At 59.9% G+C, this 24927-nt stretch carries 17 protein-coding genes, 2 tRNA genes, 3 rRNA genes and 1 other RNA gene; 9 read left to right on the top strand and 14 right to left on the bottom strand.

Going from position 1 to position 24927, the window contains the following annotated elements:
• Positions 1-8: 8 nt before the first annotated feature.
• Positions 9-1178 carry an NAD(P)H-dependent flavin oxidoreductase gene (locus tag FVE67_RS06210; protein WP_168719763.1) on the top strand — a complete coding sequence of 390 codons (1170 nt, stop codon included), beginning with the start codon at positions 9-11 and terminating at the stop codon, positions 1176-1178.
• Here FVE67_RS06210 and FVE67_RS06205 read toward each other — a convergent pair.
• Both FVE67_RS06205 and ku read right to left on the bottom strand, forming a co-directional pair.
• Positions 1115-2026, bottom strand: a complete 912-nt coding sequence (locus tag FVE67_RS06205) for an ATP-dependent DNA ligase (protein ID WP_168719762.1) — start codon at positions 2024-2026, stop codon at positions 1115-1117. The genes FVE67_RS06210 and FVE67_RS06205 overlap by 64 nt on opposite strands.
• Positions 2027-2824: a non-homologous end joining protein Ku gene (gene ku, locus FVE67_RS06200; protein ID WP_168719761.1), complete on the bottom strand. Its 798-nt coding sequence runs from the start codon at positions 2822-2824 to the stop codon at positions 2027-2029.
• 94 nt (positions 2825-2918) lie between these two features.
• Here ku and rnpB point away from each other — a divergent pair.
• An RNA gene (gene rnpB, locus FVE67_RS06195) (RNase P RNA component class A) lies at positions 2919-3297 on the top strand.
• 12 nt (positions 3298-3309) lie between these two features.
• Here the strand turns inward: rnpB and FVE67_RS06190 are convergent.
• The 3 genes from FVE67_RS06190 to FVE67_RS06180 are packed head-to-tail and all read right to left on the bottom strand — an operon-like array spanning position 3310 to position 8060.
• Positions 3310-3837, bottom strand: coding sequence for a class I SAM-dependent methyltransferase (locus FVE67_RS06190; RefSeq protein ID WP_168719760.1), 528 nt, complete (start codon positions 3835-3837; stop codon positions 3310-3312).
• Positions 3838-3843: 6 nt separating this feature from the next.
• Positions 3844-4869: a transglutaminase-like domain-containing protein gene (locus FVE67_RS06185; protein ID WP_168719759.1), complete on the bottom strand. Its 1026-nt coding sequence runs from the start codon at positions 4867-4869 to the stop codon at positions 3844-3846.
• 11 nt (positions 4870-4880) lie between these two features.
• Positions 4881-8060, bottom strand: a complete 3180-nt coding sequence (locus FVE67_RS06180; protein ID WP_168719758.1) for a molybdopterin-dependent oxidoreductase — start codon at positions 8058-8060, stop codon at positions 4881-4883.
• A 170-nt stretch (positions 8061-8230) separates the two neighbouring features.
• Between FVE67_RS06180 and FVE67_RS06175 the strand changes: the two genes are divergently transcribed.
• Positions 8231-9334 carry a THUMP domain-containing class I SAM-dependent RNA methyltransferase gene (locus FVE67_RS06175; RefSeq protein WP_168719757.1) on the top strand — a complete coding sequence of 368 codons (1104 nt, stop codon included), beginning with the start codon at positions 8231-8233 and terminating at the stop codon, positions 9332-9334.
• On the opposite strand, the gene FVE67_RS06170 is transcribed toward FVE67_RS06175, so the two are convergent.
• Positions 9329-10171, bottom strand: a complete 843-nt coding sequence (locus tag FVE67_RS06170) for an NAD(P)-dependent oxidoreductase (RefSeq protein ID WP_168719756.1) — start codon at positions 10169-10171, stop codon at positions 9329-9331. The two genes, FVE67_RS06175 and FVE67_RS06170, sit on opposite strands and share 6 nt — an antisense overlap.
• A 134-nt stretch (positions 10172-10305) precedes the next feature.
• Between FVE67_RS06170 and FVE67_RS06165 the strand changes: the two genes are divergently transcribed.
• Together FVE67_RS06165 and FVE67_RS06160 are read left to right on the top strand one after the other, a co-directional pair.
• Complete coding sequence (locus tag FVE67_RS06165) at positions 10306-10743, top strand: hypothetical protein (protein WP_246167854.1); 438 nt, start codon at positions 10306-10308, stop codon at positions 10741-10743.
• Between the two features lie 44 nt (positions 10744-10787).
• Positions 10788-12053: an ATP-binding protein gene (locus tag FVE67_RS06160; RefSeq protein ID WP_168719754.1), complete on the top strand. Its 1266-nt coding sequence runs from the start codon at positions 10788-10790 to the stop codon at positions 12051-12053.
• A gap of 40 nt (positions 12054-12093) precedes the next feature.
• On the opposite strand, the gene rrf is transcribed toward FVE67_RS06160, so the two are convergent.
• The 5 genes from rrf to FVE67_RS06135 form a co-directional block, all read right to left on the bottom strand.
• A 5S ribosomal RNA gene (rrf, locus tag FVE67_RS06155) occupies positions 12094-12210 on the bottom strand.
• Positions 12211-12294: 84 nt separating this feature from the next.
• Positions 12295-15321, bottom strand: a 23S ribosomal RNA gene (locus FVE67_RS06150).
• Positions 15322-15445: 124 nt separating this feature from the next.
• Positions 15446-15521, bottom strand: a tRNA-Ala gene (locus tag FVE67_RS06145).
• Between the two features lie 8 nt (positions 15522-15529).
• Positions 15530-15608: transfer RNA gene (locus FVE67_RS06140), tRNA-Ile, on the bottom strand.
• Between the two features lie 116 nt (positions 15609-15724).
• Positions 15725-17301, bottom strand: a 16S ribosomal RNA gene (locus tag FVE67_RS06135).
• The 16S, 23S and 5S rRNA genes sit together here with 2 tRNA genes alongside, the layout of an rRNA operon.
• 380 nt (positions 17302-17681) lie before the next feature.
• On the opposite strand from FVE67_RS06135, the gene FVE67_RS06130 reads away from it, so the two are divergent.
• The gene (locus tag FVE67_RS06130) at positions 17682-19520 is read left to right on the top strand and encodes a triose-phosphate isomerase (protein WP_168719753.1); all 1839 of its coding nucleotides are present in this window, start codon (positions 17682-17684) and stop codon (positions 19518-19520) included.
• Positions 19521-19575: 55 nt separating this feature from the next.
• Positions 19576-20439, top strand: a complete 864-nt coding sequence (locus FVE67_RS06125; protein WP_168719752.1) for an MBL fold metallo-hydrolase — start codon at positions 19576-19578, stop codon at positions 20437-20439.
• On the opposite strand, the gene FVE67_RS06120 is transcribed toward FVE67_RS06125, so the two are convergent.
• Genes FVE67_RS06120 through FVE67_RS06110 form a run of 3 tightly spaced genes read right to left on the bottom strand, consistent with a single transcriptional unit; the run spans position 20395 to position 23623 of the window.
• Complete coding sequence (locus tag FVE67_RS06120) at positions 20395-21906, bottom strand: Rne/Rng family ribonuclease (RefSeq protein WP_168719751.1); 1512 nt, start codon at positions 21904-21906, stop codon at positions 20395-20397. The two genes, FVE67_RS06125 and FVE67_RS06120, sit on opposite strands and share 45 nt — an antisense overlap.
• A gap of 9 nt (positions 21907-21915) precedes the next feature.
• Entirely contained in the window at positions 21916-22737 is an 822-nt protein-coding gene (locus tag FVE67_RS06115; protein WP_168719750.1) for a purine-nucleoside phosphorylase, read from the bottom strand.
• Positions 22730-23623 (bottom strand): mechanosensitive ion channel family protein, encoded by an 894-nt coding sequence (locus FVE67_RS06110; protein WP_168719749.1) that lies wholly within the window; start codon positions 23621-23623, stop codon positions 22730-22732. Before FVE67_RS06110 ends, FVE67_RS06115 begins: the two co-directional genes overlap by 8 nt.
• A 67-nt stretch (positions 23624-23690) precedes the next feature.
• Between FVE67_RS06110 and FVE67_RS06105 the strand changes: the two genes are divergently transcribed.
• Together FVE67_RS06105 and FVE67_RS06100 are read left to right on the top strand one after the other, a co-directional pair.
• Positions 23691-24446, top strand: coding sequence for a fumarylacetoacetate hydrolase family protein (locus tag FVE67_RS06105; protein ID WP_168719748.1), 756 nt, complete (start codon positions 23691-23693; stop codon positions 24444-24446).
• A 21-nt stretch (positions 24447-24467) separates the two neighbouring features.
• Positions 24468-24923, top strand: coding sequence for an MOSC domain-containing protein (locus FVE67_RS06100; RefSeq protein WP_168719747.1), 456 nt, complete (start codon positions 24468-24470; stop codon positions 24921-24923).
• Positions 24924-24927 lie beyond the last annotated feature (4 nt).

The raw sequence follows: 24927 nt of genomic DNA, 5'->3' as shown, positions 1-24927 counted from the left end.
AGGTGCCCATGACCTATCCCTGTGAAATTCCTCCCCTAGAGATCGGCGGTCTGGTGGCGCGCCTGCCCATCGTTCAAGGAGGGATGGGTGTAGGGATTTCTCTTTCTGGCCTGGCCTCAGCTGTAGCTCGGGCCGGAGGCGTAGGAGTAATTTCTGCGGCCCTGGTGGGCTTTTTTGAGGGAGAGGCCGAATTCTTTAAAAATCCCACCGAGGCCAACATCCGGGGACTCAAGCGCCAGATAGCCGAGGCCCGCAGGAAGGCCCCGGAGGGAATCCTCGGCGTGAACATTATGGTGGCCCTTACAGATTACGAACCTTTGGTGAAGGCGGCCTGCGAGGCCGGGGCAGACGTCATCTTCTCCGGGGCCGGGCTCCCCCTCAATCTTCCAGAACTGCGTCCAGAAGGCGCCCCCACCAGACTGGTCCCTATCGTGTCTTCAGCCCGGGCAGCCAAGCTGGTGACCCAACGCTGGTGGAGCCGTTACGGCCTGGTCCCGGACGCCTTGGTAGTGGAGGGGCCCAAGGCCGGAGGCCATCTGGGCTTTGAGATTGAAAAATTGGAGTCCGAAGATTCTCGGCTCGAAAAGCAGATCCCTGAAGTCATTAAAGTCATTCGGCCCTTTGAGGAGAAGGCCGGAAGGTCCATTCCGGTAATCGCCGCCGGCGGGATCTATACCGGACGCGATATCTACCGCTATCTTCACCAACTCGGAGCAGCCGGGGTCCAGATGGGGACCCGTTTCGTAGCCACCCAGGAATGCGATGCCTCCCCGGCCTTCAAGGAGGCTTTCCTCAGGGCTCGCAGGGAGGATCTCACCATCATTAAGAGCCCGGTGGGCCTTCCAGGAAGGGCCCTGAAAGGGCCGTTTCTCCAGGCCGTAGAGGCCGGGGAAAAGCGTCCCTACAAATGCATGTACCACTGCCTGCGCACTTGTGACTATCAGAAAAGCCCTTACTGCATTGCCGCGGCCCTTATCAACGCCCAACGGGGAAACCTTGAGGCCGGCTTTGTCTTCGCCGGGGCCAACGCCTGGCGGGTAGACCGCATCGTGTCCGTGAAGGAACTCCTGGACGAACTGCTGGAGGAATATTGTGCAGCTCGGGAGGAGGCCTCTCAAAGCCCCTCCACTTTCTCCACTACCGGGGCCCGGAAGCGCCCCTCGGAAGTAACCTCCTGATAGGAGACCACGCAGGAGAGCTCGGGAGAGACCCAGCGGGCCCCTTGAGGAAAACGTCGCCCCCGGAGAAGGGGTGGAGAAGGAACCTCTAAGGCCCGAAGGCGGGAAAGGAGTCGGTCTGCCTCCGGTAGGGAAAGCCCGCTGGCAGCCCTTCCCCGGTAGACCAGCCCCTCGGGGGTGGGTTCGGCCAAGAGGAGGCTTTTGAGGGTCCCATCCGGACGCAGGAGGTAACCTACAATAAGACAGGTACACCGGCCCCGAGCCTTAAATTTTAGCCAGAAGTCCACTCTCTTTCCCGGAAGATAGGGACTCTCCAGATCCTTGGCCATTACCCCTTCAAACCCCTCGGAGACCACCTTCTCGAAAAAGGCCCGCCCCTTTTCCAACACATAGCGGGACTCCACCAGATAGGGGGATTCCGGAAGAATCTCCCGCAGGATCCGGCGACGCTCTCGGAGGGGGGTTTCCATGAGAGAACGGCCCTCTAGATAGAGGAGGTCAAAGACCATATAGGTGGCGGGCAGCCGCCGAGAAAGGGCCTCGATCTTTACCCGGCTGGCCACATGTTCCCTCTCCTGGAGAAGACGGAAGGAGGGACGCCCTCCAGAAAGGACCACGATCTCCCCGTCGAGTACCAGACCGGAGCGGGAAAAGAGTTGCGGAAGTCCCCAGAACTCCGGATAGCGGTAGGTAATGTCCCGTAGGCGGCGATTTTGGATACGCAGGGCGCTCCCTTCCAGAAAGAAGAGGGCCCGGGTGCCGTCCCATTTGATCTCGTAAAGGAAACGGGGAGAGTCAAAGGGTTCGGAGAGTTTGGCCAACATAGGTTTGATGACCCGGGGGAGCATTTAAGCGGCCTTCTTGAGCCTCTTGCGCCGGTCGGCCTCCCGCAGGCTGGCCTCTAGGGCCTCCATAAAGCTGATGACTTTGGCCCTCTCCTCCTCCGGGCGCACCTCGTAGCGTTCCCCTTTGGCCTTGGCCTCAATGAGCTCCAGAAGGGCTTGGGTATAGTGATCCACCAAGGTCTCCGGCCGGAAGGGCTCGGTAAAACTTTCCACCAGTTCCTCGGCCAGCCGGAGATAGCGAGGGTCTACCTTTTCTTCCTCGAGGGTCAGCCCCAGTTCCTCCGCAGCCACCACCTCATGCTGAAAGTGAAGACTGGCGGCCAGCAGCTTCCCCTCATAGGGCCTTAAGAGAAAGGGATGCTCCCGTTGACGGATAACCGCCGAACCCAGAGCGGCCCGCCCCCGTCTTTCCATGGCCAGATAAAAGACCTCAAAGGCCTCCCGGGCCCCTTCCCCGTCAGGAAGGAGATAATAGGGATCCCCATAGTAAATGGGAGGCACTTCTTCGGGCTTCACGAAAGAGCGGATCTCTAGGGTCTTGGTGGAGGCCGGACGGAGATTCTCCAGCTCTTCGTCTTCAATGATCACGAAATGTTCCTTATCCAGGAAATAGGCCCTCTGGATCTCCTCATCTTCCAGGGTACGCCCGCAACGGGGACAATACTTGAGGTAATTGATGCGCGAGCCGCAGCCCTTATGGACCAGATGGAAAGAGAGGGAACGTTTGACCACCGCCTGATAAAGCTTAACCGGGATAGTAACCAGACCAATCTTGAGCACCCCGGACCAGAGGGCCTTCATCGTTTCCTCCTATTATCCTTTTTACCTCAGTTTTTCCCCCTTCTTCAATCCCTCCTTGAGAGGAGGGAGCGAAGGGCTTAAATTTGGAAAGGGAGAGGGTCGGTCGGCGGTCGCCGGAGGTCTTCGGGCCTCCGGAGGAAAGTCCGGGCTCCACAGGGCAGGGCGCCGGGTAACACCCGGAGGGGGTAACCCCTGGAAAGTGCCACAGAAAAGAGACCGCCTCGGGCCTTGGCCCGGGGTAAGGGTGAAACGGTGGGGTAAGAGCCCACCGCTCCCTCCCGCAAGGGAGGGAGGCACGGCAAACCCCGCCCGGAGAAAGGCCGCATAGGGGGGCGCTTGAGGGTGGCCCGCCCGAAGCCCCCGGGTAGGCCGCTAGAGCGGCCGGGCAACCGGCCGCCCAGAGGAATGACCGCCGCCCGGAAGGCCGTAAGGCCTTCGGGTTACAGAACCCGGCTTATGACCGGCCCTCTCCCTCTTTTTTAAGACTAGAGCCGATAAAAATAGATGGGCTCCCCTACCTGAAGGACCCGCTGGGGCTTAAGACCCGGAAGGGGAAAATTAGCGCTCACTACCAGAGTCCCGGGCCGGGCCTCGCGAGAAATCTTTTCGGAAAGGGCGGACATGAGGTCCGGAAAGAGGTAGCAGAAGATAAGGTCATAGTCCGAAAGATCAGCCTCCCAGAAATCTCCAAAGCGCACCTCTGCCGGAATCCGGAAAAGAAAATTAAGCCCCCGGGCCAGAAACCAGGCCAGGGGATTGATCTCGTAGCCTAAGGCCCGTACCCCAAACCGCCGCCACACCGCCCGCAGAAAGCGTCCGTCCCCGCAGCCGAGATCCACCACCCGGGCGGTGGGCGAAAGCTCCAGGGCCTCGAGAACCGCCCGGATCCGTCTCCGGGAGGTCCCTACAAACATGGCCCCCCGCGTCTTGGGGAGGACCAGGACCACGGAGAGGGCATAGAGCAGGAGGGCCGCCACCCCTGCCCCTAGCCCGAACAAGAACAGCCATTCCATCAAACCTTATTTAGCTCGCTCCCAGAGGATCTCCAAGTCCACCTCCGGGCCGAAGGGATCTACAGGCTGATCGTCGAATTCCACATAGGGATAGGCGAAATAGTTGACCGGTGGGCCGGCCTGAGGGGGATTGAGCCGCAGGCCCCGGCCCCGAGAAAGCTCTATCCGATAAGGTTCCACCGCCCCAAAAAAATATTCCCTTAAGGAGGCCAGCTCTGGACCGGTGGGGGAGACCCCCTTGACCAAGGCCGCCTTGAGGACATCGGCCGGATCTGCCGGCACCCATCCGTAGCCCGGGACATAAAATTCCGCCCAGCAGTGCTGACCCCCGGAGAGAGTGTCTCGAACCTCTCGGGAGAGCCTCAGACCGAAGATTTCTCGAGCCGGAACGCCCGCGGCCCGGCAAAGGGCCACAAAAACGGAATTGAGGTCTGCGCACTTTCCGCAGCGCCGGCTGAGAGTATTACAGATCAGCCCCGGGCCACAACCCTTGACCCGGGGGTCACGCCGCATATTCCTCACCACCCAGTCGTAGATGGCCCGGGCCTTTTCCACTGCCGTGCGTTTTCCGGGAAGGATTTGGGCCAAGATGGCCTTCAGACGAGGGTCCCGGAGATCAATATAGGCGTTACTTGAAAGGGCCTCCTTAAAAGCGGCCCGGTCCACCGGAAGGTCCTTTTCTCGTTCAAAGTCCCGGGCCACCCGCTCCCGACACTCCACCCGATAGCTCACCACGACCTCTGGCGCAGGGCCCTCCAGTTTGTGCCATTCAAAATAAAGGACGAGATTGCCTTTCTCGTCGGTAAAAGTCCCTTGATAGTCGTAGTTTCCGTAAACGCGGGGAGAAGAAATCCGCTGCCAGGCATTGGTGGGGGGATAGGGGAGCCACAGGCGGATGCGCTGCGTCCCCTCTGAAGGCTTGAGCCCCACCCTCCAGGTCACCCAGCCGGAGACTTGTTCTGCAGCCCGGACGGAAACAATCCAACAAAACAAAAGAAGGACCACCAATACCAAGCTATTTCCTTTTCTCATGGGGACCTCCTTTAAAGTTTTTCCACACGCACCCGGTGGAGGCTGAAGTCGGGAATGCCCCCGAGGAGATCTAGCCGCACCTCGGCCAAAAGATTAGGGGCTGCCCCGCGAGCGCGAGCCGGATCCCGGAGCACCTTCTCTCCTCGGGCCACTTTTGATCCCCCAAAGAGGGCCTCCGCCGCCCCCTCGATTTTCATTTCGCTTGCCCCGTGTTGCCAGTGCCCGTAATGATGGGCTAGGGCCACGCACCCTGGCCGTACCCTTTGGGAGAGACGGGCCGTGACCAGCAGTCCCTCCGGGCAGGCCCCGGAGACCAGACGCACCCTCTCCCCATCGGAAATTTTAAGGCGCCGGGCGTCCTCAGGATTCAAATAAAGAGGAGGTTCCGGAAGAAGGGCCAGGGCTTTACGATAACAAATAGTCCGCGACTGAGTATGGAGAGGGAGTTTATAGGTCACCAGGAAAAAGGGAAATTGCCCCGAATCTCCGCTGGATCTTTCCCGATAACGCACCGTGCCGTGGAAGCGCTCCGGAGAAAGGCCCGGACCGGAAGTGGCCAGACGCTCGTTCCAGACACAGAGGACCTTTCCAGAGAGCACCGAGCGCATATTGCCCTGGGAGTCAAAGAGGGAATCCTCCGACCGAAAGACCCCACCCCGGGAAAGCACCGTGCAGGCCCTGCGCCATTCCTTCTCTTGGAGTATCTCGCGGTGTGCGGCTACGGGATAATTTCTTTCCACAAAACGCACCTCCTCCACCGGGGCCTCCGGCACCCCGGCGTTTTCGGCAAGATTGGCCACCCCCCGCAGGTAAAAGTCCTCGGCCCGATGCAGGGGATACTTCCTTCCATCCCGCCCAGGAATGGCCCCCTTTCCGAAGCCGGGAAGCCCTAAGTATTCGGCAAGATCAATGAGAAAGGTCTCCAGACAAAAAGGCCGCCCGTCAGGGGTGCGTCCAGTACGGGGCTCCACCACCGGGGTACGCACGGCCGTAAAACATTCTCCCGGGGCATGGGGAGTGAGGAAACCGTAGTGGCCTTCAAGATAAGTCACATCTGGAACGATATAGTCCGCAAAGATGTTGGTCTCGTTTACCGTGAGATCGATGGAAATATAAAGGGGCACTCTTTCCGGATCGGAGAGCACTTCCTCGTAACGCTTGCCTCCGGGCACGCTATAGACCGGATTAAAAAAATAAGTCACCAAGATCTTGATGGGATAAGGATATCCCCGGGCAATCCCTTCGAGGGCCGAGACCGAGAGGCCTCCCTTGGTAAAGGGGAACCAGGGAAGGGGGGCCGGATAACCTCGGCGCCGAAATTCCGAGGTTCCCTCGTAGGCAGCCTTTTCTCGGGAAATCCTCACTCCCCGGGGTTTCCGGGCCCCAGGGAAATCTTTAAGGTTGTAGGGTCCCTGGCGCCAGTCTGCAGCCCCGGGCCCTTGGGGCAAATACCCTCCACGGCGGTTGACGTTTCCCACCAAAAGGTTGAGAAGGGCGATGCCGTAGCTGGCGTAAGCCCCACCCAGATAGTTTCCCCCTCCGTGATAGGCAAAGGCCGCCGCATAGGGAGCAGCTGCAGCAAACTCCCGGGCCACCCGGCGAAGGGTGTCCTCCGGGATCCCGGCTCGCTCAGCATAGTGGCCGAGAGGGTGCTCCAAGACCGCTTCTTTAAGAAGGGAAAAGGCCGTGCGCACCCGGACCGCATGCCCCTCCCGGAGGGACACCCGCCCCTCCCAGAAAAGCTCCGCGCGGGGGGCCTGCCCGGCGGCCAAAAGCCCCTTTTCCGTCCGCACCACAGGTTCTTCGGCCTCTCCCTCAAGATGGGAGAGATCCCGCACCCGGAGGAAACGCCCGTAAAGGGGATGGTCCTCCTCGACCACCACCAGATGGGTGGCGTTGGTAAAAACGTTTCTTCCGGCGGCCTGGGCCGCGGAAAGAGATGGCAGGCTCAGGAACTCCCGGTCATAAAGTCCTTCCTCAAGAAGCACCCGGGCCAGACCTAGGGCAAGGGCCCCGTCTTCTCCGGGACGCACAGGAAGCCACTCATGAACAATAGAGAGGCCTTCGTGGCCTCGGGGATCCACCAGGACTACCCGGCACTTTCCGGAGGCAACCCGTTGGGCCAGTAGCGCCCCCAGGGTGGAAAGCCCCGGCTGTCCGGCGGCAAAGAAGTTGGCCCCAAAGACCAGAAGATAGCGGGCCCTCTTCACGTCCCCCTTCATCTCTACCGCAGCACCGTCGGTGAGTATGTAATTCCCCATACGAAATCCCAGACCACAGATGTCCGTGTGTGCTATGTGGTTCACCGAACCTACAGCTTGTTCCACAAAGCGGGCAATAAAGTGTTTGCGTCCGCCCTGGGAACGCCCGGTGAGCCATACCAGCTGATTGCGCCGGGAGCCGAGTTCTGGAGCCGAAGGATCTAAGGGTTCGTCGGAAAGGATTTCTTTAAGACCGGGATAGTGCCGCTTGTCCCCAAGATGGGCAAAGAGCCTTCCGCCCTCGGCGATCTCCCTTATAAGGGTCTCCCAGGAGATGGGTCTAAACCTTCCTGAACCTCGCGGTCCGTTCCGCTTAAGGGGCACCCGCAGTCGATAGGGGTTTTCTAGATAATCCAGATCACACTGAGGTTTTCCGCAGGTGGCCGCAGGTTCGGAAAGGGCCACTTTCAAGGGGCTCTCATACGCCAACGGTCCACCCGCGGCCCGATTGTAAGGATGATAAGGGTTCCCCTCAAAGGAAACCGGCCGCGCCCCCTGCACCCTGACCCGTAGTCCGCACCTGGCATTGCAGGCCAGACAAACCGTATGGATCAGCCGCTCCCCGTTCTTTAGAACGGGGGGCGCCTTTTTGGGGATTCCTGCCAGATACAAAGCCCCGGTGGGACAGACCTGCACGCAAACTGGAGGCCAGGGCCGCCCCACACAGAGATCGCAACCGGTGAGCTTCCTTTCAAACCTTCCGCGCACTTGAGGGAAACGGCCCCACTCCACAAAGCGGATCTCTGCAAACCGCTCCTCCGGAGAGAGCCCCCGGGCATTCTGACAAGCCAGCACACAAGCCTGACAACCGATACATCTCTGAGACGCGAAGCTTATCCCCGCCGCAGCCAAGACTTTTTCCGCTGGGCCCACACCACTCCAAAGGAGTACCCCTCCCACCAGCTTGAGAAAATCCCTGCGCCCGAACATCCCCTCCTCCAATTCGCCCCAAATTGATCGGCAATTTTAATCATAACGATCGATTTTGCAATTAATACTGTTTTTATTAAAGTACACTTGTAAAAATTATCGATTTGACCTATCATAAAAACCTCTCGAGATTCTTGAGAGGCTATAGTTTGGTCTTCGGAGAGGGCAAAATGTGGGAGTTTCTGGCGGTCTGTCCTCCGGGGCTGGAAGATTTTGTGGCCCAAGAGCTTCAAGCCCTGGGCCTTTCGGGAAAAAAGATCGAAGGAGGGGTGGTCTTTCAAGGGCTTTGGCGAGAGATGCTTCTGGCCCACCTCTGGCTGCGGGTGGCGAGCCGCATTCTGCTGCGCCTGGCCCGTTTCCGAGCGGAAACCTTCGGGGAGCTCAAGCGTCAGGCCGCAAAAATCCCTTGGGAGATCTGGATTCCCGAAAATTTCCGCGTCCGGTTTCGGGTAACTTCCTATCGTTCTCGTCTTTATCACGAGGGGGCCATCAGGGAACGTTTGGAGGAAGTGGTTTCCCGGAAGCGGGGAAGGTCCATTCGGGAAGGAGAAGAAGAGCTGGCCGTGGTGGTGCGGGTGGTAAAGGATGTCTGCACTATAAGTCTTGACCCCTCGGGGGATCTCTTTCGCCGAGGCTACAAGATAGGCCAAGGGCTCACGGCCTTAAGAGAAAATCTGGCCGCGGCTCTGGTACTGGCCTCGGGCTGGGAAAGGGAGGCCCCCCTCCTTGACCCCTTCTGCGGCACCGGGACCATTCCGGCCGAAGCGGCCATGCTGGCCGCAGGAAGGGCTCCGGGGCTCCTGCGCCGCTTTCCTTTTGAGGCCTGGCCTCACTTTCCACGCGAACTGTGGGAAGCCCTCAAGGAGAAGGCCCGGGCCCGAGAAAAGCCTCCTCCGGCCCAACCGCTCATCTTCGCGGCTGACGCCTCCGAGGACATGGTCTCCGCCACCCGGAAAAACCTGGAAGCCCTGGGCCTTTCGGCCTGGGTAAAGGTATTCCAGTGTGAGCTAAAAACTTTAGCGCCCCCGAAAGGCGGCCCGGGCTACCTGGTAACCGATCCTCCCTATGGCCGGAGAGTGCGTCTTCGGAACCCGGAGGGCCTTTACCGCACGCTGGGAGAAATCCTCCGTCAACGCTTTTCCGGCTGGCGGCTCACCCTCATCTTTCCCTCTCACCGGAAAAGGGCCTTAGAGAAGCTGACCGGCCTCACCTTCCGGACTCTCCTGGTCACCGAACATGGGGGCCTCCGCTGCGCCTTTCTAAAGGGTTTATAGGTCGCGGAGGACCTCCCATACCAGGAGAAAATCCTTTTCCGGATCGCGGCGCAGGGCGCTCCGGTAAAGCTCCCGGACCTCAGCGGTCACCGGAAGTCCTTTCCGGATCTTGCGGGCCATCTCCGAAAGATAGTCCAGGTCTTTGAGCATATTCTTTACCGAAAAATGGGGGGAAAAGTCCTCCTTCAAAAACTTGGCCTTTTTGGCCGCCAGCACCAGGGAACGCCCGGCCCCAGACTCCAGGACCTCCAGGACCTCGGCCCTCTCGAGACCGGCCTCTTCCGCTAAAGCCACCGCTTCGGAGAGCACGGCTAAGAAGCCCCCCAGGACCTGATTATTCACCAGCTTGAGACGGCTGGCCTTTCCGGGCTCTTCAAAAAAGAAAATGCGCCGGCCCAAAAGCTCAAGGAGGGGCTTGACCTTTTCCCAGGCTTCCTTTTGGCCACTTACCAAAATAGTTAACTCTCCTCGGGAAGCCGGAACAACGCTTCCCAGGACCGGGCTTTCGAGATAACTCCCTCCGCCCCGCGCAACCAGCTCGTGGAATTCCCTCACCTTTTCAAAATGATTAGTGGTGAAATCGACTACGATCTTTCCCTGAAATCCTTCTCTGGAGAGCCGGGAAAGGATCTCTTTTACGGCCAAGGAGTCGTGGAGACAGAGGGCCAGGACCTCGCTTTCCTGGAGGACTTCCTCCGGGGAGGAGGCCCGCTCCACCTCGAGCCCCTCAAGCTTTCCCGGAGTGCGGTTCCAGGTCAGCGGACGCCACCCCTGAGAGATAAGCCTTCCGAGCATGGCCTTCCCTAAAGATCCCGCCCCTATCCATCCCAGCTTCATCGTTCCCTCCCACAGCTGACTCTTACCGACTTAATTCTAGCTCCCGGATCCTTCCCGCCAAGCCCTCTTGACCCTTGGCCGACTTTTGTGTATAAATGGATTATCATAATCCAAATTGGAGGAAGACCATGTGTATGGAAATCAAGGTTCGCTGCGCCTGTGGGGCCCAGGAGGCCTCCTTCAATTTACGGGACCACGTCCTCCCTCCGGAGGTAGTGGAAAGCCTCTATTGCCCGGCCTGCGCAGAGAAGGCCTCTTTTGATCCTGCAAGGATGCTCCGGGACCGGGACTGGATCATCGTCTACGATATGGAGCTGGCCCGTTTCATGATGAGGGCCAAACTGGGGATAGACCCTCAGGCCGTGACCCCGGAATTTCTCTTTGATGAGGGCTATGCCACCTGGAAGGAGACCTACCCCGGAGAGCTCGAAGAGATTGAGGCCGAAAAGGCCCGCATCGTGGCCCTGCTCAAAGAAGATCCCCAGCGCTACTTCGAGGAGTTGCGCCAGTGGGCCCAGGCTCGGGTGGAACGCCTCAAGGCCCTGGGCTGGCGCAAGGCCCAGCGCATGTAATCCAAAATCCTTGCAATTTGTTCATTGAATGGTAAATTATCCATGTGAATTTACTTCCTCGGTATCTTTCGCAAAGGTTGCCGCGGAAGGCCCCGCCGCGGCGGTTAGTGGTGCTTACCGGAGCACGCCAGGTGGGTAAGACCACCCTGGCCCGGAACCATTTTGAAAAAATTTATCCCTACTTCAATCTGGATTCGTCCGGCGAAAGATTAAGATTGGAGCGGGTGCCCGCCGAAGCCTGGGGCCGGGTGGTGGGAGAAGCAGTCTTTGATGAGATCCAAAAGGCCCCTTCTCTCCTGGAAAAGATCAAGTGGGCTTATGACCGCCGGGAGATCCATTTCTCCGTGCTCCTAGGATCCTCCCGGATCCTTCTTCTCAAAAAGATCCAGGAGTCACTGGCCGGACGGGTCTTTCTTTATGAACTGTGGCCCCTTACGGTAGGAGAGCTGGCCCCCTTTTATGGAGCGGCCTTCCCGCAAAGACCGATCCTGGCTGCCCTGGTGGAGGATCCTTTCCACGCTCCCCAAAAACTTCTTGAACTTTCTCCGGTAGGAGAGGAGGTAGGGCGCCTCCGGGCCACCATGGACCACCTCCTTACCTTTGGCGGCCTTCCCACCCTTTTGGAATACCCTCCAGAGGAACGGTTCGCCTGGCTGGAGGCCTACCAGAGCACTTATCTGGAAAGAGACCTTGCGGATTTAGCCCGTTTGCGGGACCTCGAACCCTTTCTCCTCTGTCACCGCCTGGCGGCCCTCCGCGCCGCACGCATCTTTTCCTATTCCGAACTCGCCCGGGATGCCGGACTTCCGGTATCCACTGTAAGACGTTACCTCTATTATTTGGAACTTTCCTATCAAATCCATTTTCTGCCGGCCTGGTCCGGCAATCCTACCACCAGGCTCATAAAAAGCCCCAAGCTTATCTGGCTTGACGGAGGTCTTCAGCGGGTACTTTCTGGACAAATCGAGGGGCTGACCGGAGAGCAGTATGAAAATGTGGTCACCGGTCAGATCCTTTCCCTTCTCCGTTCTCTCGGACTGAGATTCACCGCCTCCTATCTGCGTACCGCCGGAGGCTTAGAGATAGACCTGATTTTAGAGACCCAGAAAGGTATTCTGGCCCTAGAAATGAAGGCCCGAGAGAAGGTTTACCGACGCGACGCCACAGCCCTTGAGCGCAGCCGGCGTCTTTTCGGTGACCGCTTGCGACTGGGGCTGGTGGTTTATCGAGGAGAAGAGATTCTACCCCTCACGGATTCGGTGATCGCCGTTCCGGATTGGTTTCTCCTGGGCTGGCCCTTTTCAAAATAAAAAAAACCCGGCCGGGAATCCGGCCGGGCGGAAAATCAACCCCGGGCACCGACCTACTCTCCCAGGGCGGTAACGCCCCAGTACCATCGGCCCTGGAGGGCTTAACGACCGTGTTCGGAATGGGAACGGGTGTGGCCCCTCCGGTATGGGCACCCGGGAAACTTGTCCCAATTTAAGGACAAGCGAATATGGGTATGCCGCCAGCACCTTGCCGGCCTGAGAATTCTTTATCAAGCCAGCTGTGGCCAAGCCGCACGGGCGATTAGTACCGGTCGGCTCCACCCGTTACCGGGCTTCCACCTCCGGCCTATCAACCTCCTGTTCTCGGAGGGCCCTTCAGGGGGTGGGTTGCCCCACCCGCGGGAGGCCTAATCTTGGGGTGGGCTTCCCGCTTAGATGCTTTCAGCGGTTATCCCGTCCGCACATGGCTACCCGGCTGTGCCGCTGGTGCGACAACCGGGCCACCAGAGGTGCGTCCACCCCGGTCCTCTCGTACTAGGGGCAGCTCCCCTCAAGCCTCCTGCGCCCGCGGTGGATAGGGACCGAACTGTCTCACGACGTTCTGAACCCAGCTCACGTACCCCTTTAACGGGCGAACAGCCCGACCCTTGGGACCTTCTCCAGCCCCAGGATGGGATGAGCCGACATCGAGGTGCCAAACCACCCCGTCGATGTGAACTCTTGGGGGTGATCAGCCTGTTATCCCCGGGGTAACTTTTATCCGTTGAGCGACGGCCCTTCCACTCGGAGCCGCCGGATCACTAGGCCCGGCTTTCGCCCCTGCTCGGCCCGTCGGCCTCGCAGTCAAGCCCCCTTATGCCCTTGCACTCAACGGCGGGTTTCCAATCCGCCTGAGGGGACCTTTGGGCGCCTCCGTTACCTTTCAGGAGGCGACCGCCCCAGTCAAACTGCCCGCCAGGCACTGTCCCTCGGGGGGATAACCCCCGCAGGTTAGATCCCCGGAGCAGGAAGGGTGGTATCTCAAGGGCGGCTCCACCGGAGCTGGCGCCCCGGCTTCGCAGCCTCCCACCTATCCTGCACATCCTACCCCGAAGATCAATGCCAAGCTGCAGTAAAGCTCCACGGGGTCTTTCCGTCCCACCGCGGGTACCCGGCATCTTCACCGAGACTACAGTTTCGCTGGGCCCCCGGCCGAGACAGCGCGGCGGTCGTTACGCCATTCATGCAGGTCGGAACTTACCCGACAAGGAATTTCGCTACCTTAGGACCGTTATAGTTACGGCCGCCGTTTACCGGGGCTTAAGGGCAGAGCTTCGGGGAGAAACTCCCCTAACCCCGCCCCTTCACCTTCCGGCACCGGGCAGGCGTCAGGCCCTATACGTCCTCTTACGAGTTAGCAGAGCCCTGTGTTTTTGGTAAACAGTCGCCACCGCCTCTTCTCTGCGACCCGCCTCAGCGCAGGTCCGACGAGGGACCTACACCTACACGCGGGCACCCCTTCTCCCGAAGTTACGGGGTCAATTTGCCGAGTTCCTTAGCCGGGGTTACCCCACGCGCCTGAGCATACTCTGCCCGCCCACCTGTGTCGGTTTGCGGTACGGTCACCGGAGCTTCAACGGCCGCGAGGCTATTTCTTGGCAGTGTGGTCCGAGCCCCTTCCCGCGAGCCGTAGCTCGCGGTTACTTACTCCCCCTCACCCTCCGGCCCGGGATTTGCCTCGGGCCATCATCGGGCTAGAGGTTTGGAGGGCCAACCATACAGCCCCGGGGCCCTTCCCTCCTGCGTCACCCCTCGGCCTCCACTCCGGTGGCGGGGGATTATTAACCCCACTTCCCATCCCCTACGCCTTTCGGCCTCGGGTTAGGGGCCGGCTAACCCTGGGCGGACGACCCTTCCCCAGGAAACCTTGGGCTTACGGCGGGAGGGATTCTCACCCTCCTTATCGCTACTCGTGCCCGGATTCTCTCCTCCGGGGCCTCCAGCGGCCCTCGCGGGTCCGCCTTCATCGGCAACCGGAGTGCTCCCCTACCGCCTGCACGCCCTATGCGTGCAGACCCGCAGCTTCGGCGCCCGGCTTAAGCCCCGTGGTATTTTCGGCGCACCCCCGCTCACCCAGTGAGCTGTTACGCACTCTTTAAATGATGGCTGCTTCTAAGCCAACATCCTGGGTGTCTTAGCAGGGGCACCTCCTTTACCACTTAGCCGGGACTTTGGGGCCTTAGCTGGCGGTCTGGGTTGTTCCCCTCTCGTCCTAGGACTTTATCGCCCTAGGGCTGACTCCCGGGCTGCGCTTGCGGGTATTCGGAGTTTGCCGGGGTTCGGTAGGGCGGTAACCCCCCTAGCCCCAACAGTGCTCTACCCCCCGCAGCGACCACCCGAGGCTATACCTCAATATATTTCGGGGAGAACCAGCTATCACGGGACTCGATTAGCTTTTCACTCCTACCCACAGGTCATCCGAGGAGTTTTCACCCTCCACCGGTTCGGGCCTCCAGCGGGGTTTAGCCCGCCTTCACCCTGCCCATGGGTAGCTCGTCCCGCTTCGGGTCTGCCGCCGGCGACTAAACGCCCTGTTCGGACTCGCTTTCGCTACGGCTCCGCCTCAACGGCTTAGCCTCGCCGCCGACGACAACTCCCGGGCTCATTATGCAAAAGGCACGCCGTCAGGGGCCGAAGCCCCCTCCGACCGCTTGTAGGCCGGCGGTTTCAGGTTCTATTTCACTCCCCTCCCGGGGTTCTTTTCACCTTTCCCTCACGGTACTATGCGCTATCGGTGCGGGGGTAGTATTTAGCCTTGGAGGGTGGTCCCCCCAGATTCACGCGGGATTTCCCGTGTCCCGCGCTACTTGGGAAGCGTACCCCGGGAGACCACGCGCCTTTCGCCTACGGGGCTTTCACCCTCTCTGGCGGGCCATTCCAGGCGCCTTCGGCTAGACGCGCGGTTTTGTAACTCCCTGAGGGGTCCCTGGCCCCCTCCGGTACGCCCCCACTACCCCGGATGGGCAACGCCCAGGGGCTTTGACACCCATCCGGTTTGGGCTCCTCCCCTTTCGCTCGCCGCTACTCGGGGAATCTCGGTTGATTTCTTTTCCTCCGGGTACTGAGATGTTTCACTTCCCCGGGTCTCGCCTCCGCGGGCTATGGATTCACCCGCGGATGACCGGGTATTACCCCGGCCGGGTTTCCCCATTCGGGCATCCCCGGATCAACGCCTGCTTGCGGCTCCCCGGGGCTTATCGCAGCTTGCCACGCCCTTCATCGCCTCCCCCGCCCGAGGCATCCACCGCCGGCCCTTAGTAGCTTGGCCACAAACCTTTAAATCATGCTCAGGCCGGTCAAGATGCCAACGGATACCCATATTCACTTGTCAAAGAACAGGCCCATCCACGGGCTTAAGCGAGAGCCCCAAGCCCTCTCTTAAACCCGCCGGATGGTGGAGGTGAACGGACTCGAACCGTCGACCCCCGGCTTGCAAAGCCGGTGCTCTCCCAACTGAGCTACACCCCCACAATATTTGGTGGGCCTAGGTGGATTCGAACCACCGACCTCACGCTTATCAGGCGTGCGCTCTGACCTACGCTGAGCTATAGGCCCAACCTGGCCCGTTCACCCCAGCAAAAATTTAAAAGAGCAGAGGGCTGATCCCTCAAAACTGAATAGTGGCTAACATGGGCAGGCCGTTCTTTCAAGGTCTAAAAGATTCTCCTTAGAAAGGAGGTGATCCATCCCCACCTTCCGGTAGGGATACCTTGTTACGACTTCACCCCAGTCACCAGCCCTGCCGTAGGCGCCTCCCTCCCGCCGAAGCGGGTTGGGACAGCGACTTCGGGCAGAGCCAGCTTCCGTGGTGTGACGGGCGGTGTGTACAAGGCCCGGGAACGTATTCACGGCGGCATGCTGATCCGCCGTTACTAGCGATTCCGGCTTCACGGGGTCGAGTTGCAGACCCCGATCCGAACTGAGGGCGGCTTTCTGGGATTAGCTCCCCCTTGCGGGTTCGCAACCCTCTGTACCGCCCATTGTAGCACGTGTGTAGCCCCGGGCATAAGGGCCATGAGGACTTGACGTCATCCCCTCCTTCCTCCGGGTTGTCCCCGGCAGTCCCCCTAGAGTGCCCGGCCGAACCGCTGGCAACTAGGGGCGAGGGTTGCGCTCGTTGCGGGACTTAACCCAACATCTCACGACACGAGCTGACGACAGCCATGCAGCACCTGTGCTAGAGCGGTCAGACAAAGTCTGACCTCCCCGACATCTCTGCCGGGTACGACCCTAGCATGTCAAACCCGGGTAAGGTTCTTCGCTTTGCATCGAATTAAACCACGTGCTCCACCGCTTGTGCGGGCCCCCGTCAATTCCTTTGAGTTTCAGCCTTGCGGCCGTACTCCCCAGGCGGGGCGCTTAACGCGTTAGCTACGGCACGGAGGGATTAACCCCCCACACCTAGCGCCCATCGTTTACGGCGTGGACTACCCGGGTATCTAATCCGGTTTGCTCCCCACGCTTTCGGGCCTCAGCGTCAGGGACCGCCCAGCCGGCCGGCTTCCCCACTGGTGTTCCTCCCGATATCTACGGATTTCACCCCTACACCGGGAATTCCGCCGGCCTCTACGGCCCTCAAGCCAAGCAGTATCGGAGGCCTTTCCGGGGTTGAGCCCCGGGCTTTAACCTCCGACTTGCCTGGCCGCCTACGCCCCCTTTACGCCCAGTGATTCCGGGCAACGCTCGCCACCTCCGTATTACCGCGGCTGCTGGCACGGAGTTAGCCGTGGCTTCCTCTGGGGGTACCGTCAGCCCGGAATGGGTTATTCACCCATCCGGGGTTCTTCCCCCCTGACAGGGGTTTACGACCCGAAGGCCTTCTTCCCCCACGCGGCGTCGCTGGGTCAGGCTTGCGCCCATTGCCCAAGATTCCCCACTGCTGCCTCCCGTAGGAGTCGGGCCCGTGTCTCAGTGCCCGTGTGGCCGACCACCCTCTCAGGCCGGCTACCCGTCGTAGCCTTGGTGGGCCGTTACCCCACCAACTAGCTGATGGGCCGCGGGCCCCTCCCCAGGCAGGAGCTTGCTATGCAGAGGCCCCCTTTGGTGCGTGAGCTTGCGCCCACGCACATTATCCGGTATTAGCCCCAGTTTCCCGAGGTTATCCCGGACCTGGGGGCAGGTTACCCACGTGTTACTCACCCGTCTGCCGGTGTACTCGGGAGGCCGAAGCCCCCCTTTCCCCCACGACTTGCATGTGTTAGGCACGCCGCCAGCGTTCGCCCTGAGCCAGGATCAAACCCTCAGCAGAATTCAAACCTCCCGGCTCCGGAATCACCCATAAAGGGGAGATTCCAGGCCGCCGAGGCTGAAACCGCGGAGGCCTGCCCATGTGCCACTATTCAGTTTTCAAAGATCAACCCTTTTGGACTTCCCTCAAAGAGCCAATTTTAAATAATAGCAAACTCAGGAAAGCTGTCAAGAGGGGAATTGAGCCTTCCCTTCTCCCAAAGAGCTACCTTATTTTTAATCTCCCCCGGAGTAACTGTCAAGGGGGATCTTCCAAGGCCTTTCCAAAGAGCGCGGACTAACCCTATCCGAGAAGTCCCGGGTCGTCAAGAGGAGAAAAGTCGCCCGGGGAGAATTTCCGTGTTAAGTTGTAGGCGGTCATTTCAGGACGAGGAGGTAGCCATGCCCAGATGGAATCCGGAAAAGAGGCTCTTAGAGCACGTACACACCAAGTTCTGGCAGCATAAACTCCAGGACACCGAAGAACCCAATCTCATGAAGGAGATTTTCCCTTATACGGATGTCCCTTACATCGAATTTGACCACCGTTATATACCCCCCAATCCCGCCCGGGAGATCTGGATCACCGACACCACCTTCCGCGACGGCCAGCAGGCCCGCCCCCCTTACACCGTGCAACAGATCGTGGACCTCTATAAGCTCATGCATCGTCTGGGAGGACCGAACGGGGTCATCCGTCAGAGCGAGTTTTTCCTCTACACGGCCAAGGATCGGGAAGCGGTGGAAAAGTGTCTGGCCTTGGGCTACCGCTATCCGGAGGTTACGGGCTGGATCCGGGCCAAGGCCGAAGACCTCAAGCTGGTCCGGGATATGGGCCTTAAGGAGACCGGGATTCTTACCTCGTGCTCGGACTACCACATCTTCCTCAAGCTCAAGAAAAACCGTCGCCAGGCCCTGGAAGACTACCTGGCCATCGTTAAGGAGGCCCTTTCTCTGGGGATCGTCCCCCGGTGCCATTTTGAGGACGTAACCCGGGCGGACATCTTTGGCTTCGTGGTGCCCTTCGCCATCGAACTTATGAAACTGCGGGAGGAGTCGGGCCTAGACATCAAGATCCGGCTCTGTGACACCTTGGGGCTGGGAGTACCCTTCCCGGAAGCCGCCCTTCCGCGCAGCGTCCCCAAGCTGGTAAGGACCCTGATCGAGGAAGCCGGAGTGCCCGGAGAGCTCCTCGAATGGCACGGGCACAACGACTTTTATAAGGTGGTCATTAATGCGACCGCGGCCTGGCTTTACGGCTGTGCGGCCGTAAATTGCGCCCTCCTCGGTTTCGGAGAGCGCACCGGAAACACCCCGCTTGAGGCCATGATCTTTGAATACATTGCCCTGCGGGGCACCCACCATGGGGTAGATACCACGGTAATCACGGACATTGCCAATTACTATCGGGAGGTCCTGGGAGAGAAGATCCCGCCCAATCAGCCCTTCGTGGGCTCGGAATTCAACGCCACCCGGGCCGGGATCCACATCGACGGCCTCCTCAAAAACGAAGAGATCTACAACCCCTTCGACACCAAGAAACTCCTCAAGCGCCCCATCGGGATCATTATCACCGACAAGAGCGGCACCGCGGGAATCGCCTACTGGATCAACACCCACTTCCACCTCAAGGGCGACCGCCGTATCGACAAGCGCCATCCCGGAGTGGCCAAAATCTATAAGCACATCCTCAAGCAATACGAGGCCGGGCGTATCACCTCCATCTCCAACGAAGAGATGATGCAACTGGTGCGCAAGTATATCCCCGAGCTTTTTGTCTCGGATCTCGACCGTCTGAAGGCCCGGGCGGAAAAGCTCCTTTCCCGCCTGGCCGAGGAACTGGCCGAAAGGCCGGAGATCCGTTCCCTGGACCCCGAAAAGATCGTCCCCATACTCCGGGAATTCCTGGAGGAGCACCCCTATATCCAATTCATTTATGTAGTAAACCAAGAAGGCCACCGCATCACCCCCCTCATCACCCATGTGGAGGACCGGGGCCGTTTCGAACACCTCCTCAAAGATGAGGACTATTCCGACCGGCCCTGGTTCGTGGAACCCTTTAAGACCGGGCGGGTCTATGTCTCGGATTTTTATACCTCCAAGGTCACCGGGGCCCTGTGTCTCACCGTTTCGGCCCCCATCCGGGATCGCTATGAAGAAGTGGTGGGCGTGGTGGGCATGGATATCCGCTTCAAGGATCTTTTAAAGATGGAGGAAGAAGACGAGGAAGAGAATTCTTGAGCTGGCGGCGGCCCGCAGACACCACCTTTCCGAGGGGCGCTTTGCTAACCCCTGGATGGAAGCAGAGCGCCCCCTTCTCATGGAGATCTTCCGCTGGAAGGTAACCCGTTTTATCGAAAACCGGGTGCCCCGGATTTTTGAGCTTCCGGTGCGAGAACTTTCCCCGGAGGAACTTCTGGAGGGAGACCGGGTGGTCTTCCTGGGGCACGGGACGGTCTGGTTGCAGGTGGGGGACCGCGCCCTTCTTTTTGATCCCATCTTTGGGCCCATCGGCGGAGTGGTGCGCCGAAGGACCCCTCCGCCCCTTTCTCCAGAGGATCTGCCCCGGCCGGACCTGGTCCTCATCTCTCACGCCCATCTGGACCACCTGGACCGGGCCTCCCTTCGGGGGCTTTCCCCCGGATTTCGGGTGATCTGTGGCCTGGGGGCCGGCCGCTATCTTGAAGGCTATGCGGTCACCGAACTTGACTGGCTGGATGAGGTGCGGACTTCAGGCATACGGATTGTAGCCCTCCCGGCCCAGCACTGGTCCCAACGCACTCTGTTCGATCACAATCGGGCCCTCTGGGCAAGCTATTTGGTGGAAATTGAGGGCCTGCGGGTCTTTTACGGAGGAGATACCGGTTATTTCGAAGGATTTCGAGAAATAGGGGAAGAATACGGGCCCTTTGATCTGGCCTTTCTTCCTTGCGGGGCCTATGAGCCCCGGGAACTCATGGCCCCCTTTCACCTGAATCCGGAAGAGGCCGTCCGGGCCGCACGCGACCTCCGGGCCCGACTGGCCCTTCCCATACATTGGGGGGCCTACGCCTTGGGGGATGAACCTCCGGAGGCTCCACCGCGCCTTTTTGCCGAAGAGGCCCGGAAAGAGGGGCTAACCGCTCGCGTGCTTTTCCCGGGGGAGATTCTGCGCCTCTAGTCTATCGTTTTTGAGGACGAATTTATACTCCCACCAGGGCAGCTCCCCCCGGGGGACCACCCGGAGCTCAAAGCCGTAGCGGGACTCGATCTCCCCCAGAAAGTCCGCCTCTTCCGCGAGGACCTCTCCCACCTCTGGATGGAGTTCCACCTCCACCACCTTGCCCTTCACGTGAGGGCCCATGCGCTCCAGGCGCCGAAAGATCTCGTAACAGATAGTGCGCCGGCTCTTGAGTCGCCCCTCTCCCCCGCAATGGGGGCACCTTTCCTGAAAGACCTCATAGAGGGACTCCCGCCGGCGTTCCCGGGTCATCTCCAGGATTCCGAAGTCGGTAATGGGTTTGACCGCGGTCTTGGCCCGATCCCGCTTCAGGGCCTCCTTCAAGGTCTGATAGACCTCCTCCCGGTGCCCGGGGTCCTCCATATCGATAAAATCAATGATAATGAGCCCTCCGATATTGCGCAGGCGGAGCTGGTAGGCGATTTCCCGGGCGGCCTCAAGGTTGGTCTTAAAGACCGTATCTTCCAGATCCCGTTTGCCCACATAACGGCCGGTATTGACATCAATGGCCGTAAAGGCCTCACAGGGTTCGATGACGATGAAACCCCCGGACTTGAGCCAAACCCGGGAAGAAAGGAGCCTCCGGGGATCCGCTTCGATACCGTAAGTCTCAAAGAGATCTCGGGGACCTTCGTGAAGGCGCACACAGCCTTTCAGATGCGGGGCGGCCCGGGAAAGGAAGTCCAGAATCTTCTGGTATTCCTTCCGGTCATCAATGACCACCGAGGAGACCTCTTGGGTCAAAAGATCGCGCACCGCCCGCAGGCTGGCCTCGAGCTCTTCATAGACCAGGGCCGGGGCCTTAACCCTTTCGGCCCGAGCGGAAATTTCCTCCCACAGGGAGAGCAAAAAATCCATCTCCAGACGCAACTCCTCCGCTCCGGCCCCTTCGGCCGCAGTGCGGGCGATCCAGCCCGTGCCCGGCGGGCGGATCTCCTCAATAAGATGTCGTAGCCTTTCCCTTTCGGCCTCGTTGCGGATCTTGCGGGAGACCCCCACATGGCTCATGTAGGGAAGATAGACCAGATAGTGCCCGGGGAGGGTGATGTTGGTGGAAAGTCGGGCCCCTTTGGAGCCTACGGGTTCCTTGATGACCTGGACCAGGATCTCCTGGCCCTCCCGCAAGACCTCGGTGAGGGCGGCCGACTCCAGGGGCTCGCCCGAAAGTTCCTCCCCTTCGAGGATGGGCAGGAAATCCCCTCCATAAAGAAAGGCCGTGCGGGAAAGCCCTACCTCCACAAAGGCGGCCTTCATCCCCGGAAGGACCCGCACTACCCGACCCTTGTAAATGTTCCCCACCACCCCCTTTTCCTTGGGACGCTCCACGTAAAATTCCACCAGCTGGCCCTCTTCCACCAGGGCCACCCGGGTCTCGTAGGGGGCATAATTGATGAGCAATTCCGCCAAAGAGACCTCCTAAAGGAGGGTTATAAAACGTTCCATAAGCCGGGTCAAACGGGCTTCGGCGGCTTGGGCTTGGGCGATGACCTCCTCCAGAAGGATGGGCCGGAAATGGTCCGGATCGTTCACGTTGGCGATTACGGAGACCCCCAGGACTTCCAGGCCTGCATGCACGGCCACGATGACCTCTGGAACCGTGGACATCCCCACGGCGTCGGCCCCGATGAGCCTTAGAAAGCGGGTCTCGGCCGGGGTTTCCAGGCTGGGCCCCGGCACGGCCACATAGACCCCTTCGCGGATCTCCTCCCCCACCTCCCGGGCCGCCCGACGGAAGATCTCCCGCAGACGGGGGCTGTAGGCCTGAGAAAGATCCGGAAATCGCGGTCCCCAGTCTTCTCGGTTAGGCCCCCGCAGGGGATTTTCGGGAATAAGATTAATGTGGTCCCGAAGGAGCATGAGGTCTCCGGGACGGAACTCCAGATTGAGTCCTCCGGCGGCGTTAGAGACGATAAGGATCTTGGCCCCGAGAAGACTCAAGACCCTAAGGGGAAGGGTGATCTCCTTGGTGGAGTAGCCCTCGTAGTAATGGAAGCGCCCCCGAAAGGCCGCCAGGCGTTTGCCTCCGAAACGGCCGATGACCAGCTCCCCGGCGTGACTTTCCACGGTAGAGACCGGAAAATGAGGGATTTCCCGGTAGGGGATGACCCTTTCGGCCTCGATCCTTTCTCCCACCCCGGAGAGACCGGTTCCTAAGATAAGGAGGATCTCCGGGACCGACTTTAATTCGGCGGCCAGAAAGTCCCGGGCCTCCTCTACCCGGCGGAAATAATCATCCATGAGAGACCTCCCTCAAGGTGTGCATTATCTCGGGAGATATACTGCGCAGATGAAGATCCCTCTGGGGGAAGGGGATCTCGATCCCGGCCTCGGCCAGGGCCCGGTGGATGGCGTAATAATAGTCGCTCTTGATCCCGGTAAGGGCCCTCTTGGCCCGAGACTGACGGATCCAGACCACCAGGGTAAAATTGAGGGCGCTATCCCCAAAGCCCTCGAACCAGACCCTCACCGGGTGGTCTTCGTCCTCTTCGGTGAGGGGGACCTGGCGGGCGGCCTCGGTCACCACCTTCTTCACCCGCTCGGGATCGGTGCCGTAGGCCACCCCAAAGGGGATATGAATCCGCCGCCAGTCGTCCCCGTAAGTCCAGGTGGAAACCCGCTTGTTGATAAATTCGGAGTTAGGGACCAGGATGTCCTCGCCGTCAAAGGTGCGGATGATGGTGGCCCGGATGTTTATTTCCTGAACCACCCCCAGGGTCCCGTCTTCGAGTTCCACCAGGTCTCCGGGCTTAAGGCTCCCTTCCATGAGGAGGATGATCCCGGAGATGAAGTTGCTGGTAATGGCCTGAAGACCGAAACCGATACCCACGCCCAGGGCTCCAAAGAGGATCCCCACCTGGGTGAGATCCACTCCGGCGCTAGAGAGGGCCACCAAAAAGAGGATGATTAAAAGGAGGTAGTAGACCAGAGTGGTTACGGAATTGACCAGGCTTGCCGGAAGGCCAAAACGCCTCACCAGGACCAATTCGAGCTTGCGCCTCAGGTAGCGCAGGGCCAGCAGTCCCAGGACCAGGACCGTAACTAGCTTCAGGATCCCGAGGAGGGTAATGGTCACTCCTCCGATCTTCCAGAGAGGATGGGTAAAGATCTTTAGCCCCGTCTCCATCTCCAAAGTCCTTAAGGGGTTTCTATGGTATCTTATCAATTTCGGGACAAAGAGGAAGGAGGCCGAGATGAAGATTCTTCGGTTTCGCTGGCAGGAAAAGGACTGGTGGGGGAGACTTTCCGGAGACCGGGTGCTTCCCCTTCCCGGGATCACGGACTCCGGAGAGCTTCCGGCCGAAGGTCTTCCGCTCACGGAGGTGCGGCTTCTAGCCCCTACGGTGCCTACCAAGATTGTGGCCGTGGGTCTCAACTACCGGGACCACGCGGAGGAGCTGGGGATGGCCCTCCCTGAGGAACCCCTCATCTTTTTAAAACCCCCTTCGGCGGTAGTGGGGCCCGAGGACCGCATCCTTCTTCCCCCTGGAGTGGGGCGGGTGGACTATGAGGCGGAACTGGCGGTGATCATAGGAAAGACCGCCCGCAGGGTCTCCCCGGAAAAGGCCCGGGAATATATCCTGGGTTACACCTGCTTTAACGACGTCACCGCCCGGGACCTCCAGAAAAAAGACGGCCAATGGACCCGGGCCAAGAGTTTCGACACCTTCGCCCCTATCGGCCCCTGGATCGAGACCGAGCTCGATCCGGACCGGGTCCGGGTGCGGGCCTATCTTAACGGAAAAGTGGTCCAGGATTCCTCCACGGAAAACCTCCTTTTTTCCGTGTCCCGGTTGGTGAGTTTTGTCTCCCACATCATGACCCTTTATCCTGGAGATGTGATCGCCACCGGGACGCCCCCGGGAGTGGGTCCTCTCTCTCCGGGAGACGTGGTAGAGATCGAGGTGGAGGGGATAGGCCGTCTGGTAAACTTCGTGGTTGCCGGGTAAAGTGGAAAAAGGAGGTCCAAGATGGAAGGACGGATCGTGGCCCTTTCGGTAAGCCGCGAAAAGGGGGTTCCCAAGGAAAACGTCCCGGAAGTGCGTATCGTGGAAGGCTACGGAGTAGAGGGTGATGCCCACGGTGGTCCCTGGCACCGGCAGGTGAGCTTTCTGGACACGGCCACCCTGGAGTGTATGCGGGAGATGGTGGGCCGGGAACTCCGTCCGGGGGAGCTTGCGGAAAATGTCACCGTAGATCTGGACCTCTCGGAGGTAGAGGTGGGCGACCGTATCCTCGCCGGAGAGTGTCTTTTTGAAGTCACCCAGATCGGAAAGAAGTGCCACACGGGTTGCGCCATCTTTCAGCGGGTGGGCCGCTGCGAGATGCGCAACCGGGGCATCTTCACCCGGGTCCTCAAAGGGGGCCTCCTAAAAGTAGGGGACCCGGTCAAGATTCTCAAGGGAGAAAAGGGTGCCTCGGCCTAACGCC

The sequence above is a fragment of the Thermosulfurimonas marina genome (assembly GCF_012317585.1).
Classification (GTDB): domain Bacteria; phylum Desulfobacterota; class Thermodesulfobacteria; order Thermodesulfobacteriales; family Thermodesulfobacteriaceae; genus Thermosulfurimonas_A; species Thermosulfurimonas_A marina.
Note: the sequence above shows the minus strand (reverse complement) of the source record. Positions and strands in the feature narration are given on the sequence as shown.

Excerpts from the sequence above, each read along its gene's own strand:
- FVE67_RS06210 (WP_168719763.1), top strand. The coding sequence starts at position 9 with ATGACCTATCCCTGTGAAATTCCTCCCCTAGAGATCGGCGGTCTGGTG.
- FVE67_RS06205 (WP_168719762.1), bottom strand. The coding sequence starts at position 2,026 with ATGCTCCCCCGGGTCATCAAACCTATGTTGGCCAAACTCTCCGAACCC.
- ku (WP_168719761.1), bottom strand. The coding sequence starts at position 2,824 with ATGAAGGCCCTCTGGTCCGGGGTGCTCAAGATTGGTCTGGTTACTATC.
- FVE67_RS06190 (WP_168719760.1), bottom strand. The coding sequence starts at position 3,837 with ATGGAATGGCTGTTCTTGTTCGGGCTAGGGGCAGGGGTGGCGGCCCTC.
- FVE67_RS06185 (WP_168719759.1), bottom strand. The coding sequence starts at position 4,869 with ATGAGAAAAGGAAATAGCTTGGTATTGGTGGTCCTTCTTTTGTTTTGT.
- FVE67_RS06180 (WP_168719758.1), bottom strand. The coding sequence starts at position 8,060 with ATGTTCGGGCGCAGGGATTTTCTCAAGCTGGTGGGAGGGGTACTCCTT.
- FVE67_RS06175 (WP_168719757.1), top strand. The coding sequence starts at position 8,231 with ATGTGGGAGTTTCTGGCGGTCTGTCCTCCGGGGCTGGAAGATTTTGTG.
- FVE67_RS06170 (WP_168719756.1), bottom strand. The coding sequence starts at position 10,171 with ATGAAGCTGGGATGGATAGGGGCGGGATCTTTAGGGAAGGCCATGCTC.
- FVE67_RS06165 (WP_246167854.1), top strand. The coding sequence starts at position 10,306 with ATGGAAATCAAGGTTCGCTGCGCCTGTGGGGCCCAGGAGGCCTCCTTC.
- FVE67_RS06130 (WP_168719753.1), top strand. The coding sequence starts at position 17,682 with ATGCCCAGATGGAATCCGGAAAAGAGGCTCTTAGAGCACGTACACACC.
- FVE67_RS06125 (WP_168719752.1), top strand. The coding sequence starts at position 19,576 with ATGGAAGCAGAGCGCCCCCTTCTCATGGAGATCTTCCGCTGGAAGGTA.
- FVE67_RS06115 (WP_168719750.1), bottom strand. The coding sequence starts at position 22,737 with ATGGATGATTATTTCCGCCGGGTAGAGGAGGCCCGGGACTTTCTGGCC.
- FVE67_RS06110 (WP_168719749.1), bottom strand. The coding sequence starts at position 23,623 with ATGGAGACGGGGCTAAAGATCTTTACCCATCCTCTCTGGAAGATCGGA.
- FVE67_RS06105 (WP_168719748.1), top strand. The coding sequence starts at position 23,691 with ATGAAGATTCTTCGGTTTCGCTGGCAGGAAAAGGACTGGTGGGGGAGA.
- FVE67_RS06100 (WP_168719747.1), top strand. The coding sequence starts at position 24,468 with ATGGAAGGACGGATCGTGGCCCTTTCGGTAAGCCGCGAAAAGGGGGTT.